This is a genomic window from Streptomyces sp. PT12 (assembly GCF_003311645.1).
Taxonomy (GTDB): Bacteria; Actinomycetota; Actinomycetes; order Streptomycetales; family Streptomycetaceae; genus Streptomyces.
Genome location: NZ_QEST01000287.1, coordinates 1 through 13,101 on the forward strand (window position 1 = coordinate 1; position 13,101 = coordinate 13,101).

Genomic DNA, 13,101 nt, shown 5'->3' on the forward strand with positions numbered 1-13,101 from the left:
CCCGTTCCGGGCAGCCAGGACACAGATCAAGCGGCGTCGCCGGGGGGCATTCCCGCCCCACGATCACCGTGACCGGCGAGTCCTCGTCCAACGGCGGCGGCGCGGGCGGCAGATGCTCCGCGGTGGGGTTAGGCACGGCTGGCCTGCCCGGTCGGCTGCTGCGGGGGCGTGGGGCCGTACCAGTCCGGCCCGCGGCCCACGCTGGCGTCGGCGATGATGCGGCGCCGCTGTCGCTGCGCCGGGGTCCTGTCGGGGGTGCGGGGGGTGCACATGATGATCGGCTCCTGTGACGTCGTGGTTACGGGCCGTCGATGGAGAGACCGTATTGACAGGCCGTCACGGGCTCAATGGCACTTCCGAGTTACGCCGTCCAGAAGTGCCACCCCCTACAGCGGCAGGCGAACCACCTCGGCCAGGCGCCTCATCTCCGGGGTGAGCGTGCGCCGCTGCTCCACGATCAGGCCCAGCACCTCTCGGGCGTACCGCTGGTGCGGGAGCCACTGGGGCGCGTCCTGCTCCACGGTGAGCAGTGTCTCGATCGCCTCTCCGTTCCGCCTGGTGAGCACCTGCGCGTGCGCCACGTCGAGCAGGTGCCTGTTGCGGTTGCCGGTCGAGGCCGGGAGATTGACGGCGTTGATCCGCTTCGCCAGGCGCAGGACCGCGTCTGGCCGCTCCTCTACCATCGCCTGTTCGGCCTGCTGCATCGCCACCGTGAGCCCGCTGAACCGACGGATGAACCCGGCGCGCTTCGTCGCCGTAGACGTCTGCGCCCGGCCCATCGTGACTGCCGCCGCCGTGGCCAGCCTCAGCGCCATCTCCGCCTCGTCCGGACGGTTGTCCCGAGATGCCGTCGCGGCTACTCGAAGGAGGACCCAGCCCCACGCGCTCAACTCCCCTGCGCTGGCGCGGGACAGGCGAGGTTCCAGATCATCGGCCCACTGGACCGCAAGCGCGCTTGCGGCGGCCAACCGCCCCCGGCGCAGCAGCAGCCACACCCTGTTGTTGGCCAGGGCCGCACCGTGCAGGGCGTCAGGGGCGTCTCGTTCCACGGCCGCGAATGCGATGTCAGCTGCGCCATAGTTCCGGGTCTGCGTCATCAGGCGGCCGGTGATCTGCATGACCTCGGCGCGGAGCGAGCGGCCTTGGGGGTGGGTGTCGGCCAGCGCGTGGGCGTCCCGTAGCAGGCCGGGGAGCATCAGGCTCATGCCCTGAAGGCCGCCGCTGGTATAGGAGGCGATGGCGTCGTCCAGCGCCGCACGCACGCCGCCGATGGTGGGCACCTCGTCGGTGGCACCTGGTTCTGGGGTGTCCAGCGCTGCACGCACGCCTGCCCATCGGTCCACGTCGGCGCCAGCCGCGGGATCGGCGTCGGTCACCTCAGCGGCAACCAGTTTGGTGGTGGGGATCCGGAGTGCGGCGGCAAGGCGGCGGGCGGTCTCCAATCGCGTGTCGCCGCGTTCCCCCTGTTCGAGCTTGCGGATGAGGCTCACAGAGACGCCGGAGGATTCGGCGAGGCCACGCTGGGTCAAGCCACGCCGCTTGCGGGCTCGCTTCAGGCGCTCTCCAATTTCGCTGCTGGGCATGGCAGTACCGCTCCCGTTGTGAACTCGACACTCAGACGGTACTCCCGGTTACGCACCGGGGAACAGCGAACAGCCCCTCCGTCACGTTGCGCCCTGTGGTGCTCCCCCAGGCCCCTCGGGGGCCTGATCCGGTGCCTGATGGGGGCACCTCCCAGCCGCCAGGCTGGGGGAGGCGTGGTCCCGGAGAAGATCACCGGGCGGGACTTAGCCGTTCGCCCGCTGCTCGTCGGTCCGCTCCCAGGCGCGTTGGATGTCCGGCAGGCGCGCGGTGATCACGTCGATCGTCGCGCGCAGCGGAACCGTCAGCTCGTGGCCCACCGGGGTGAGCGCATAGCTCACCCGGACCGGGACGACCGGCTCGACGTCGCGGGTGAGAAGGCCGTCGCGGGCCAGGACGCGGAGGCTCTGCGACAGCATCTTCTCGCTGATGCCGACGATCCGGTCGCGCAGCTGGGAGAAGCGCAGCGGCCCCTCGTGCAGCGCGCACAGGATCAACAGCCCCCAGCGGCTGGTCACATGGTCGAGCACCGAACGCGCGGGGCAGTCGCCGTCGAACACCCCGCACCGCTCGTCCACCGGCGCCGCCGCCCCGTTCTCCCCCCGCGTCTCCATGCCCGCACCCTATCGCCTGGCTAACCACGGGGTATGTCCTTACCCGGGGAAAGCCCGGGCGGCTCTCAGGCGCGCCAGGCGCGGGCGCGCCCGGGCCCAGGGCGCGGTAGCCCTGGAAGGCGCCACCGAGCGGCGCCGTCAAGGGGTGCCACCGAGGGCCGTTACCGCGCCTCGCCGCCCAGCGCGCGCAGCTTGCGCCGCTCCCACCGGTTCGGGTGGCGGACCGTGATGCCCGACATGCCCCCGGTGCCCGTGACCTTGAGCAGGGGCGTGCCGGGGGCGTGAGGGCTGTCCGCCGTCTTGTCCTTCAGGCCGCCCATGCCGGGCTCCACGCCCGTCGTGTCCACGCGCCAGCCGACCGGGACCACCACCGTCACGCCGCCCATGTCGCCGTGCGCCTCGAGCTCCGTCTCGGACCACGGGCACTCGGCGCGCGTGTAGTCGATCTTCACCCCGCCCAGGTGGCCCCGGGCGATGAGCTTGGCGGGCACCTGCCAGCGGCCGACGCGCTCGGCGCCGTTGAGGCCGCCGCGCACCTCGGCGGGCGGGCCAGGCGGTGGGGCCGGGGGGCGGTTGTCGGGGAGGTCGGCGGTCAGGGGCTCGAGGTCGCCATAGGTCTTGGCGGTCAGCGCCCGTTCGAGGCGTTCGTCCAGCTCGGCCAGGTCGATCCTGCCGTCCCCCGCCGCCTCCCGCAGCCGCTCGGCGACCGCCTCCCTCTCCTGGTGCGAGACACGCAACTCCGCCCGCGGGCGCGGCTTGGATGTCATGTTCCTCACGATAGCCGAGCCGCCGGGCCACCGGACCGGCCTAGACTTGGGGGCGATGAGCGGCCTTTTCGATGACAACGCCCTGGCGGACCTCGGACCCGAGCCGCCGCACGAGTCCTCCCCCGAGCCCGCCCCCGAGCCATGGGAGGCGCCGTCCGAGCCGGTGCCGGACGACCTGTTCGAGGGGACGTTCGCCGAGCCGCGGGCTGCCGACGAGGACGCCTTCTACCGGAACGGCGCCCGCAAGCCCCTCACCGACCCCGAATCCCTGCTCGAAGGGCTCAACGAGCAGCAGCGCGCCGCCGTCACGCACGGTGGCGGGCCGCTGCTGATCGTGGCGGGCGCGGGCTCGGGCAAGACGCGTGTGCTGACCCACCGCATCGCCCACCTGCTCGGCGCCCGCTCCGCGCACCCGGGGCAGATCCTGGCGATCACGTTCACCAACAAGGCCGCGGGCGAGATGAAGGAGCGCGTCACCGAGCTGGTGGGGCCGCGGGCGAACGCCATGTGGGTCATGACGTTCCACAGCGCGTGCGTCCGCGTCCTGCGCCGCGAGAGCAAGCTGCTCGGCTTCACCTCCAGCTTCTCCATCTACGACGCCGCCGACTCCAAGCGGCTGATGGCGCTGGTGTGCCGGGACCTTGACCTCGACCCCAAGCGGTTCCCGCCCAAGTCGTTCAGCGCGAAGGTCTCCAATCTCAAGAACGAGCTGATCGACGCCGAGGACTTCGCCGCGCAGGCCGCCGGGGGGGACCCGTTCGAGAAGACCCTGGCCGAGGCGTACACGCTGTACCAGTCGCGGCTGCGCGAGGCCAACGCGCTGGACTTCGACGACATCATCATGACCACCGTCCACCTGCTCGACGCGTTCCCCGATGTCGCCGAGCACTACAGGCGGCGCTTCAGGCATGTCCTGGTCGACGAGTACCAGGACACCAACATCGCGCAGTACACGCTGATCCGGCTGCTGGTGGCGCCGCCGACCGGGGGCGAGCCCGCCGAGCTGTGCGTCGTGGGCGACGCGGACCAGTCGATCTACGCGTTCCGTGGCGCGACCATCCGCAACATCCTCCAGTTCGAGCAGGACTTCCCCGACGCGCGCACGCTGCTTCTTGAGCAGAACTACCGCTCGACGCAGACGATCCTGTCCGCCGCCAACGCCGTCATCGCGCGCAACGAGGACCGCCGCCCCAAGAACCTGTGGACCAACGAGGGCGCCGGGGCCAGGATCACCGGCTATGTCGCCGACACCGAGCACGACGAGGCGCAGTTCACGGCCGACGAGATCGACCGGCTCTCGGACGCGGGCGAGGCGCGCGCGGGTGACGTGGCCGTGTTCTACCGGACGAACGCCCAGTCCCGCGTCTTCGAGGAGGTGTTCATCCGCGTCGGGCTGCCGTACAAGGTGGTCGGCGGCGTCCGCTTCTACGAGCGCCGCGAGGTCCGCGACGTGCTGGCCTATCTGCGGGTGCTGGCCAACCCCGAGGACACCGTTCCGCTGCGCCGCGTCCTCAACGTTCCCAAGCGCGGCATCGGCGACCGCGCCGAGGCGATGGTCGAGGCGCTGGCGCTGCGCGAGCGGATCTCGTTCGCCCAGGCGCTGCGCCGCGTGGACGAGGCGTATGGGATGGCGGCCCGCTCGGCGAACGCGATCAAGCGGTTCAACGCGCTGCTCGAGGAGCTGCGGACCGTGGTCGAGTCGGGCGCCGGCCCAGCGACCGTGCTTGAGGCGGTGCTGGAACGGACCGGGTATCTGGCGGAGTTGCAGGCGTCGACCGATCCGCAGGACGAGACCCGCGTGGAGAACCTTCAGGAGCTCGCCGCCGTCGCCCTGGAGTTCGAGCAGGACCGGGGCGAGGAGAATCCCGGGACGCTGGCCGACTTCCTCGAACAGGTCGCGCTCGTCGCCGACTCCGACGAGATCCCGGACGACGAGGGCGACGGCGTGATCACGCTGATGACCCTGCACACGGCCAAGGGCCTCGAATTCCCCGTGGTGTTCCTGACCGGCATGGAGGACGGGGTCTTCCCGCACATGCGGTCGCTCGGCAAGACCAAGGAGCTTGAGGAGGAGCGGCGGCTCGCCTATGTGGGGATCACCAGGGCGCGGCAGCGGCTCTACCTCACCCGCTCCACGCTGCGCAGCGCGTGGGGGCAGCCGCAGCACAACCCCCCTTCGCGCTTCCTCGACGAGATCCCCGAGGAGTTCGTCGACTGGCGCCGCACCGGCGCCGCCGCCGTGGCGCACCAGCCGCCCAGCGCGGCCTCGTCGGTGCTCGCGACCGGGACGCGGGCGCGGCGCGGCGCGGGCGGATTCGCCACGGGCCGCATCAAGGACCGCCCCGTGGTGTCGCTTTCGCCGGGGGACCGGGTCACCCACGACAGCTTCGGCATGGGCACGGTCGTCTCCGTGACGGGGGCGGGCGACCGGGCCGAGGCCACGATCGACTTCGGCGGCGAGAAGCCCAAGCGGCTGCTGCTGCGCTACGCCCCGGTGGAGAAGCTCTGACGGCGGGCGGGTAGGGTGGCGCCTTTCGGGCCCACGGGAGCAGGTGGGGGCCCGGAGGAACAGGCCCCGGTGTTCCCGGTATGTCACAGTGTGGGGACAGGGCTTGTGGTGGTGCCCTCGGGGGCGATTAGCTGCGTGCGGCGTTGTTCGTACTCCAGTAGCTTTCTCTCCGGAGTACCGACCGCACACATCAGCGACATATCAGCGAGAGTTTCAAAAACCCCAGGGGGAACCCCAATGAGCCAGCCCTGGCAGCAACAGCCGGACGGCGGCTACGGTCAGCAGCCGCAGCAGCCCGGTGGGTTCGGCCAGCAGCCCAACCCGTACGGCCAGCCGCAGCCGCCCCAGCAGCCGTACGGCCAGCCGCCGCAGCAGGGTTACGGCTACCCGCCCGCGCAGCCGCAGTCCCCGGGCCAGCCGCAGCCGTGGGGCGCCCCCGGTGGCGGCTTCCCGCCGCCCCCGCCCAGCGGTGGCCCGCCGACCAACATCGCGCTCGCCATTCTCGCGGCGGTGGGTGCCGCGTTGGTGATGGGCTTTCTCTACGCGTTCATCTACGACGCGATGTTCGACGAGAACACCGGCGAGGTCCAGCAGATCAGCTATGTGGCGCTGGCCATCGGCGCCGCGGTGGGCGTGGGCCCGGCGTTTCTCGCGCGGAACAACTGGGGCGTCTACATCCTGGGCGCCGTGCTCGCGCTCGTGGCCGCGATATTCGGTGAGCTGTACGGCACGGCCATGATCCTGGCCGAGTACTCGGGCACCGACTGGAGCGCGTTCAAGATCTTCACCGTCGAGTTCGGCAACCTGTGGGATCTGTGGCAGGAGACGAACGAAGCGATCAACTGGATCTTCCTGCTCCTGGCACCGGCCGCCGCCATCGGCATCACGCAGGCCGTCGCCCGCCGCGTGCGGTAGCGCCCGCCCTCGCGTCACAGCCCGCCGCCCCTCGCGCCCTCAGGCGTGGAGGGGCGGCGGGCTTTCGCGCGCCCGGAGATCGCCAGAGGGCTTGCTTTCGCCATAGCGGAAATGATTGAACGCTGCTTTCACTTCTGCGGAACGTGTGAGATGTTGGCCGCATGCCAGGACTTCACCGTGGACTCTCGAAGGAGCCGGTCGACAAGCCGGTCGACAAGCCGGTCATCGTCGTCGGAGGCGGCCCCGTCGGCATGGTGGCCGCCGCCTCGCTCGCGCGGCTCGGCGTGCCGGTGGTGCTGATCGAGGCCGAGGAGGTGCCGAAGACCGACTGGCGCGCCTCGACCTTCCACGCGGCGACCCTCGACCTTCCACGCGGCGACCCTCGAGCTGCTCGCCGAGCTCGGCGTCGCCGACCGGATGCACGCCGAGGGCCTGGTCGTGCCCGTGTACCACTTCCGCGACCGAAGGGCTGGCCTGGTCGCGGAGTTCGACTTCTCGCTCCTCGCCGACGAGACGCCCTATCCCTACCGGCTCCAGCTCAACCAGCAGCACCTGGTGCGCATGCTGTACGAACGGCTCGGCAACACCCCCGAGGTGGAGCTGCTGTTCGGCACCCGCGTGACCGAGGTCAGGCGGGAGCCCGGCGGCGGCGCCTCGGTCACCGCGACGACGCCCGACGGCACGCGTGTGCTGCGCGGCGCGTATGTCATCGGCGCGGACGGCGCGGGCAGCACCGTACGGCGCGTGCTGGGCGCGGAGTTCGAGGGCTTCACCTACCCCGAGCGCTTCCTCATCGCCAGCACCAGCGTGGACCTCGCCGAGGCGCTGCCCGGCATCGCCGAGGTCAACTACATCGCGGACCCGCACGAGTGGCTGTTCCTGCTGCGCACCCCCGAGTCCTGGCGCGCCGTGTGGCCCGTGCCCGCCGACCAGGGTGAGGAGGAGGCCACGGCCGAGCCCACGCTCCAGCGCCAGCTCCAGGGCGTCGCCCCCTGGGCACCCGGGTACCCGATCATCGACCGGCAGCTCTACCGCGTGCACCAGCGCGTGGCCGAGCGCTTCCGCGTCGGCGATGTCATGCTCATCGGCGACGCCGCGCACATCAACAGCCCGATGGGCGGCGTAGGGCTCAACAGCGGCATCCACGACGCCATCGACCTCGCCCGCCGCATCGCCAGGATCGCCGAAGGCACATCGGCCGCGGGGGCCGAGGCCGAGCTGGCGGCGTTCGCCGACATCCGCCACCGCATCGCCGTCGAGTACGTCCAGGCCGACACCCAGCGCAACACGCAGCGGCTGCGCGAGGCCGACGAGGAACGCCGCCGCGCCGCGCACGCCGAGATGCGCGCCACGGCCGCCGACCCGGAGCGCGCCCGCGCGTACATGCGGCGCGCGTCGCTGCTTGAGAGCGTGCGCCGCTTCGGCATCGGCCTCCCCCCTGGGCAGCCCGCCGCCTCCCAGGCCCCCGCGCCCGTCCACTGACCGTCCACCCGTGACCGGTGACCGCCGACCGCGCAACCGAACTGGAGGCCCCCATGTCCACCGTCCATGAACCCGCGGTCCATGAACCCGCGGTCCATGAACCCGCGGTCCATGAACCCGCGGCGGAGGAAGCGGAGTTGCGCTCCCTCTACGCGGACATCGACGCGGCGGGGCTGCGCCCGCTGTGGACCATCACCGAGCAGCTGCTCACCCCGACGCCGCGGCCCAAGGCCGTGCCATGGCTGTGGCCCGCCTCGGTGACGCGCCCGCTGGCCGAACGCGCCATCCGCCTCGTCCCCGTCGAGCGCGGCGGCGAGCGGCGCGTCCTGTCGCTGACCAACCCCGGGCTCGGTGGCCGCCCCTATGCCGCGGGAACGCTGTGGGGCGCGCTCCAGTGCCTCGGCCCGCGCGAGACCGCGCCCGCGCACCGGCACACGCCGGGCGCGATCCGTTTCGTCATCGAGGGCGAGGGCGTGTGGACCACGGTCGACGGCGACGCGTGCGACATGCGCCCCGGCGACCTCGTGCTGACCCCGGGCGGCGCGTGGCACGACCACGCCAACGGGGGCGATGGGCACATGTTCTGGTTCGACGGGCTCGACCTGCCGATGGTGGAGGCGTTCGACGCCGTGTTCTTCGAGCAGCACCCCGAGCTGAACCAGCCGGTCATCGGCGCGCACAACCGTTCCGAGGCCGCCTTCGCCGCCGACGGCGGGGCCTCGCCAGGGCGCACGATGGTCGAGGGCGCGGTGGCGGGGCCGCTCGACCCGACGCCTTCGCCGCTGCTGATCTACCGCTGGGACGCGACGGACCAGCGCCTCATGGAGCTCGCCGCCCAGGGTGAACGACCCCTGGTGAGCGTCGAGTTCACCAACCCGCACTCGGGCGCGAGCGTCCTGCCGACGCTGGCGTGCGCGATGCACCGCATCGTCCCGGGCGGGGCGTCGCGGCCGGTGCGCCGCAGCGGCAACACGGTCTTCGTCGTCTTCCGCGGCGAGGGCCACAGCGTCATCGAGGGGCGGCGCTTCGACTGGCGGGCGGGCGACATGTTCGTCGTGCCGTCCTGGTCGGCGGCCGAGCACGCGTCGGCGGGCGGCGCCGACCTGTTCGGCATCGGCGACGCCCCGGTGCTGCGCGCGCTCGGCCTGTACCGCGAGGAAGCGCTTCCCGGGCCGCAGGAGGTCACGGGCGTCTTCGATCCTGAGGGGCTCACACGATGAAGCTGGCGCTGTTCGACGACCACAGGCTCGGCGTGGTGGCTGAGGCGGCGGACGGGCCCGTGGTGGTCGACGTCACCGGCGCGCTCGGCCTCCCGCACGACCCCGACCCGCTGACCGCGGGCTGGTGGCGCGCGCTCGCCCGCGACTACCCGCGGCTGCGCGAAGGGCTCGCCGAGGCGGCACGCACGGGCGAGGCGCGCCCGCTCGCCTCGGTCGCCCTGCACGCCCCCGCGCTCAGCCCCAGCAAGATCATCGCGTGCGCGTGCAACTACGCCGACCACGTCGCCGAGATGCACGACGTGCAGGAGCGCACCCTGGGCGGCGTCGAGTCCTGGATGATGAACTTCGACGTCTTCCTCAAGGCGCCCTCCTCGCTCTCGGGACCCCGCGACGCGATCGTGCTGCCCGAGGAGATCGTGGCCGCGGGCCAGGAGATCCACCACGAGTCCGAGCTGGTCATCGTGGTCGGCGAGGGCGGCACCGACATCCCGGAGGAGTCCGCGCTCGACCACGTCTTCGGCTACACGCTCGGCCTCGACATCACCGTGCGCAGCGCGGCGGACCGCTCGCGGCGCAAGAGCTACGACACGTTCAGCCCGCTTGGCCCGCTCCTGGTCACCGCCGACGAGATCGGCGACCCCGCGGGCCTGGAGATCAGGCTCGACGTCAACGGCGAGAAGCGGCAGGACGTGCGCACCGCCGACCTGCTCACGCCCGTTCCCGCGATCGTGTCGTACGCGTCGCGCATGATGACCCTGCTGCCCGGCGACCTGATCTTCACCGGGGCGCCCCCAGGGGTCGGCCCGATCGAGCCGGGTGACACGCTCCGCTCCTGGATCGGCGGGATCGGCGAGCTGGCCCTCGACGTGCGCCAGGGCTGAGCGGCGGGTACGGGCGGGCCGTGTGGCACGGGCGGGCCGTGTGGCACGGGCGGGGGTCCCGACGGCGCGGGTCCAATGGAAAAGGTGTGCGCTAGCATTCCCCCATGTCGAATAACGGCCCCGGGGTCACCAGCTCGGTGGACAACGCCCTGCGGCTCATCGAGCTGATCGGGGAGCGGCAGGCGTTGCGCGTCTCGGACGCGGCGGTGGAGCTCGGCGTCGCCCCCTCCACCGCCCACCGCCTGCTCAACGCCCTGCGCAGGCGCGGCTTCGTCCTCCAGGAGAAGCCCAACGGCGCCTACCGCCCCGGGCCCGTCCTCGGCGAGATCGGCCTGGCCGCCATCGGGCGCGTGGACATCAGGCAGGTGGCGAGGCCCGTCCTTGAGGATGTGCGCGACCGCACCCAGGAGACGGTCAGCCTCTCCCTGCTCGAAGGGCGGAACGTTCGCTTCATCGACTGCGTCGAGAGCCCGCGCGCCGTCCGCGTGGGCGACCGCACGGGCGTTGTCATGCCAGCGCACTGCACCGCGGCGGGCAAGGCGATCCTGGCGGCGATGCCCGAGGCCGAGCTGTCCCGCCGCTTCGCGGGCCACGAGCTGGCCACCCGCACCGAGAACTCCGTGACCGACTGGCCCGCGCTGCGGGCCGAGCTGGAGGAGATCCGCCGCCTCGGCTACGCGGTGAGCATGGAGGAGGGCGAACGCGGCATCAGCGCCGTCGCGGCCGTGCTGCGCGACCGGGCGGAGACGCCGTTGGCCTCGATGGCCGTGGTCGTCCCCGCCCTGCGCCTGACCGCGCGCGCCGACGCCCGCAAGCTGGCCGACGACCTGATCGCGTCGCGCGACGGGCTCCAGGAGCGGCTGCGCCAGGGCTGATCGCGCCGCGCGGGCCGAGGGCCGAGGCGCGCGGCCGAGGGGCGCGGCCGAGGGGCGCGGCTCAGCCGAGGGCCGCGGCGACCTCGTCGCGCAGCTGCGGCAGCATGTCGTGGAAGACGCCGGGGCACAGCGTGTCGCCGAAGTCCTTGTGCCCATAGATCTCGGTCGCCGGGATCGCGTACTGCGCGGCCGCGTAGGCGCACAGCTGCACGAGCGACGCCCACTGCGCGGCCGGGGGCACCGCGCCGTCGTGGTAGGCGCCCTCGTTGGAGATGCCGATCGCGAAGTCGTTGGCGCCCGAGGTGTGCGCGCCCAGCACGAACTCCGCGCCGCCGAGCAGCGTCTCCAGGCTGCGGTGGCGGCCCTCGGTGAGGTAACCCCCGCGCGAGACGAGGAAGTTGTAGCCGGTGTCCACCCAGCCGTTGTCGTCCTGGTGCAGTGCCTGGACCCAGCGGGCGTGGCTGTGCGCCTGCGCGCGGGAGAAGTCGGAGGTGTTGGCGCTCACCGTGTGGTGCACGACGATCGCGACGGGGCGGCGCCGCACGAGGGAGATCGTGCCGTCCGGCGGGCGCGCGCCCCACTGCGCCGTGGTGTCGATGGGCGGCTGGACGGCCTGGGCGCCCTGACCGGCCTGGGCGCCCCGCGCGGACTGCGCGCCCTGGGACGGGGCCGCCGCGCGGGCGGCGACGGGTATGGCGGTCGCGGCGGCGAGCCCGGCCGCACCGGCGAAGAGCATGCGGCGGCGGAACGCGTGGTCGTGGGACACGGTGACTCCTCGTGTGGCGACGTGGGGGGACGGAAGGAGCCGACCGGTCCTTCGACCGGTCGGCTCCACCGGTGTGCGGTGCGAGGGTGGCGCGGTGCGAGGGTGGCGCGGTGTGCGGGTGCTGCGCTGCGCTGCGCGAACGGGCGCGGATCAGGGGGTGTTGTTGGCCAGGGCGAGCAGCCGGTCGCGCGACCCGTTGAACTTGTTCCGGTCAACGTTCCCCGAGACGCCCGAGACCGAGCCGGTCGAGGTGTACTGCCACGCCGTCCACACGCCGAAGCCGCCCGGCAGCGTCGGGCTGCCCGTGGTCCAGTGCGCGACCCACAGCGGGGAGCGGGAGGCCATCCCGTTCCAGCTGCCGGTGCAGGAGTTCCACCAGCCGGGGCTTGTGTAGATCACGACGTCGCGGGTGGTGCGCGCCTTGTACGTGTTGTAGAAGTCGGTGATCCAGTTGCGCATCGCGGTCTGGGACAGGCCGTAGCACGAGGCCCCGTACGGGTTGGCCTCGATGTCGAGCACGCCGGGCAGCGTCAGGTTGTCGCGCGACCAGGCGCCGCCGTTGGACGCGAAGTAGTTGGCCTGCACCGCGCCGCTGGACACGTTGGGGCGAGCGAAGTGGTAGGCGCCCCTGATGACCCCGGCGCCGTGCGCGGCCGGGTAGTTGGTGTTGAACGAGGAGTCCCTGAAGCTGGTGCCCTCGGTCGCCTTCATCCAGGCGAACTGGATCCCGAAGCTGCGCACCGAGCTCCAGTTGATGGAGCCCTGCCAGTGCGAGACATCGATGCCCTGGACGCCGCTGGTGTCGAACGGCGCGATGAACTGGCCCTCGGCGTCCGGGCCCTCGTGGATGAGCGTCCCGGCGCCCATGAACGCCTCGCCCTCCTCGATGTCGCCTATCTCGTCAAGCACGGGGTTCGCGTCGCCCAGCGGGGTGGGGTCGGCGGCGGCCTCCTGGGCCCCACCGGCCGCCGGTGACGAGGCGGCGGCCGTGTGCGGGGTGGCGAGCAGCAGAGCGAAGAGCGCGGTGAGCACACCGGCCAGCGTGGCGGAGCGCCAGCGGGCCCGGGAGCGGGCGGAGGAACGGCGGGAAAGCATGACTGCCTCCTGGCACGTCGCGGGAGATGGTGGTCGCGGGAGATGGTGGGGGACAGACGTTGCTCGGGTGTCCGCGGAGGACGTTCAGCAGCACTTTGACGCGGCCACGTCATCGAGTGACGCACGTAGACCCCCGCGATGTGAAGGGGGTTCGAGTGCTCTCTATGGTCCAGTCCTGTGGAGAAGAGAACGGCCTGGGGCGATGGCGTGAGGGTGGCGATAACTTTCCTGCTCTGAAGGAGAACTGACGACCGGTTCGTATGCAACGAACGCCCCTCGCGTCACATCGTTGCGCCCGGAACGGATGGCCTGCGGCCCGCCTGGGCTCGGCGGGCTGGCGTCGTAGGCGGAACGGTCGCTTCCGCGAAGTGCCATGCCGCGCGGGCCCGTTCGCGG

The 13,101-nt window shown here is 72.1% G+C and carries 11 protein-coding genes and 2 pseudogenes; 7 read left to right on the forward strand and 6 right to left on the reverse strand.

Annotated elements, in window-relative coordinates; all coding sequences use genetic code 11:
- Positions 1-128: 128 nt before the first annotated feature.
- From DEH69_RS31900 to DEH69_RS30330, 4 genes are all read right to left on the reverse strand, one after another.
- Positions 129-272 carry a hypothetical protein gene (locus DEH69_RS31900; protein WP_181727677.1) on the reverse strand — a complete coding sequence of 48 codons (144 nt, stop codon included), beginning with the start codon at positions 270-272 and terminating at the stop codon, positions 129-131.
- 114 nt (positions 273-386) lie between these two features.
- On the reverse strand, positions 387-1,583 hold the full coding sequence (locus DEH69_RS30320; RefSeq protein WP_113690209.1) for a helix-turn-helix domain-containing protein: 1,197 nt from the start codon (positions 1,581-1,583) through the stop codon (positions 387-389).
- 204 nt (positions 1,584-1,787) lie between these two features.
- Positions 1,788-2,195 (reverse strand): helix-turn-helix domain-containing protein, encoded by a 408-nt coding sequence (locus DEH69_RS30325; RefSeq protein ID WP_113690210.1) that lies wholly within the window; start codon positions 2,193-2,195, stop codon positions 1,788-1,790.
- A 161-nt stretch (positions 2,196-2,356) separates the two neighbouring features.
- The gene (locus DEH69_RS30330) at positions 2,357-2,962 is read right to left on the reverse strand and encodes a DUF1707 domain-containing protein (RefSeq protein ID WP_113690211.1); all 606 of its coding nucleotides are present in this window, start codon (positions 2,960-2,962) and stop codon (positions 2,357-2,359) included.
- Positions 2,963-3,017: 55 nt separating this feature from the next.
- Here DEH69_RS30330 and pcrA point away from each other — a divergent pair, with 55 nt between their 5' ends.
- The 7 genes and pseudogenes from pcrA (at position 3,018) to DEH69_RS30360 (ending at position 10,844) form a co-directional block, all read left to right on the forward strand.
- Positions 3,018-5,471 (forward strand): DNA helicase PcrA, encoded by a 2,454-nt coding sequence (gene pcrA / locus DEH69_RS30335; protein WP_113690212.1) that lies wholly within the window; start codon positions 3,018-3,020, stop codon positions 5,469-5,471.
- A gap of 237 nt (positions 5,472-5,708) precedes the next feature.
- The gene (locus DEH69_RS30340) at positions 5,709-6,386 is read left to right on the forward strand and encodes a hypothetical protein (RefSeq protein ID WP_113690213.1); all 678 of its coding nucleotides are present in this window, start codon (positions 5,709-5,711) and stop codon (positions 6,384-6,386) included.
- Positions 6,387-6,547: 161 nt separating this feature from the next.
- Positions 6,548-6,733, forward strand: a pseudogene (locus tag DEH69_RS33735) (FAD-dependent oxidoreductase); the annotation flags it as partial.
- A 16-nt stretch (positions 6,734-6,749) separates the two neighbouring features.
- Positions 6,750-7,868, forward strand: a pseudogene (locus DEH69_RS33275) (FAD-dependent oxidoreductase); the annotation flags it as partial.
- A gap of 53 nt (positions 7,869-7,921) precedes the next feature.
- Positions 7,922-9,088, forward strand: coding sequence for a cupin domain-containing protein (locus DEH69_RS30350; RefSeq protein ID WP_113690285.1), 1,167 nt, complete (start codon positions 7,922-7,924; stop codon positions 9,086-9,088).
- Positions 9,085-9,969 carry a fumarylacetoacetate hydrolase family protein gene (locus DEH69_RS30355; protein ID WP_113690214.1) on the forward strand — a complete coding sequence of 295 codons (885 nt, stop codon included), beginning with the start codon at positions 9,085-9,087 and terminating at the stop codon, positions 9,967-9,969. The genes DEH69_RS30350 and DEH69_RS30355 overlap by 4 nt, the downstream gene beginning before the upstream one ends.
- 104 nt (positions 9,970-10,073) lie before the next feature.
- Positions 10,074-10,844, forward strand: a complete 771-nt coding sequence (locus DEH69_RS30360; protein WP_113690215.1) for an IclR family transcriptional regulator — start codon at positions 10,074-10,076, stop codon at positions 10,842-10,844.
- A gap of 61 nt (positions 10,845-10,905) precedes the next feature.
- Here DEH69_RS30360 and DEH69_RS30365 read toward each other — a convergent pair whose 3' ends face one another.
- Together DEH69_RS30365 and DEH69_RS30370 are read right to left on the reverse strand one after the other, a co-directional pair.
- The gene (locus DEH69_RS30365; RefSeq protein ID WP_113690286.1) at positions 10,906-11,580 is read right to left on the reverse strand and encodes a peptidoglycan recognition family protein; all 675 of its coding nucleotides are present in this window, start codon (positions 11,578-11,580) and stop codon (positions 10,906-10,908) included.
- Positions 11,581-11,760: 180 nt separating this feature from the next.
- On the reverse strand, positions 11,761-12,705 hold the full coding sequence (locus DEH69_RS30370; protein ID WP_113690216.1) for a GH25 family lysozyme: 945 nt from the start codon (positions 12,703-12,705) through the stop codon (positions 11,761-11,763).
- Positions 12,706-13,101: the final 396 nt, after the last annotated feature.

Bases quoted from the DNA above. Each gene is read 5' to 3' on its own strand.
- DEH69_RS30330 (WP_113690211.1), bottom strand. From the start codon at position 2,962: ATGACATCCAAGCCGCGCCCGCGGGCGGAGTTGCGTGTCTCGCACCAG.
- DEH69_RS30350 (WP_113690285.1), top strand. From the start codon at position 7,922: ATGTCCACCGTCCATGAACCCGCGGTCCATGAACCCGCGGTCCATGAA.
- DEH69_RS30370 (WP_113690216.1), bottom strand. From the start codon at position 12,705: ATGCTTTCCCGCCGTTCCTCCGCCCGCTCCCGGGCCCGCTGGCGCTCC.
- DEH69_RS30360 (WP_113690215.1), top strand. From the start codon at position 10,074: ATGTCGAATAACGGCCCCGGGGTCACCAGCTCGGTGGACAACGCCCTG.
- DEH69_RS30365 (WP_113690286.1), bottom strand. From the start codon at position 11,580: ATGCTCTTCGCCGGTGCGGCCGGGCTCGCCGCCGCGACCGCCATACCC.
- DEH69_RS30320 (WP_113690209.1), bottom strand. From the start codon at position 1,583: ATGCCCAGCAGCGAAATTGGAGAGCGCCTGAAGCGAGCCCGCAAGCGG.
- DEH69_RS30325 (WP_113690210.1), bottom strand. From the start codon at position 2,195: ATGGAGACGCGGGGGGAGAACGGGGCGGCGGCGCCGGTGGACGAGCGG.
- pcrA (WP_113690212.1), top strand. From the start codon at position 3,018: ATGAGCGGCCTTTTCGATGACAACGCCCTGGCGGACCTCGGACCCGAG.
- DEH69_RS30340 (WP_113690213.1), top strand. From the start codon at position 5,709: ATGAGCCAGCCCTGGCAGCAACAGCCGGACGGCGGCTACGGTCAGCAG.
- DEH69_RS31900 (WP_181727677.1), bottom strand. From the start codon at position 272: ATGTGCACCCCCCGCACCCCCGACAGGACCCCGGCGCAGCGACAGCGG.
- DEH69_RS30355 (WP_113690214.1), top strand. From the start codon at position 9,085: ATGAAGCTGGCGCTGTTCGACGACCACAGGCTCGGCGTGGTGGCTGAG.